Here is a 525-nt window from a genome sequence, read left to right as displayed (position 1 = left end):
CTTCGTTGCCCGGCTGCGCCACCGCATCGCCGCGCTCAAGGTGGGCCACGCGCTGGAACAAGGCATAGAAATGGGCCCCGTGGTTGACCAGGGCCAGCTTGAGCTGAACCAGTCGTATCTTGAGATAGGGCGCAACGAGGGCGCCGAGCATGTCTGGGGCGGCGAACTGCTGGAACGCCCGACACCGGGGCATTACATGAACCCGGCGCTTTTCCTGGCCCGGCCGGAGCACCGCATTGCGCGTGAAGAGATTTTCGGCCCCGTGGCATGCGTGCTGCAGGCCGATGACTTTGACCACGCGTTGGCCCTGGCCAACGACACGCCTTTCGGCCTGTGCGCGGGCATCTGCACTACCTCCCTCAAGCACGCCATGCATTTCAAGCGCCACGCCGAGGTCGGCATGACCATGGTGAACCTGCCCACGGCGGGTGTCGACTTTCACGTGCCCTTCGGCGGGCGCAAGGGATCCAGCTACGGCCCGCGCGAGCAAGGCCGTTACGCCGCGGAGTTTTACACCACCGTCAA

At 65.1% G+C, this 525-nt stretch carries 1 protein-coding gene; it reads left to right on the top strand.

The features are described 5' to 3' along the window. The coding region (locus tag AC1DVK_RS27185) for an aldehyde dehydrogenase family protein (protein ID WP_477627857.1) at positions 1-525 on the top strand (525 nt) is incomplete at both ends.

It is taken from the genome of Peribacillus sp. P4_B1, assembly GCF_056402395.1.
This window is presented reverse-complemented; position numbering and strand designations above follow the sequence as displayed.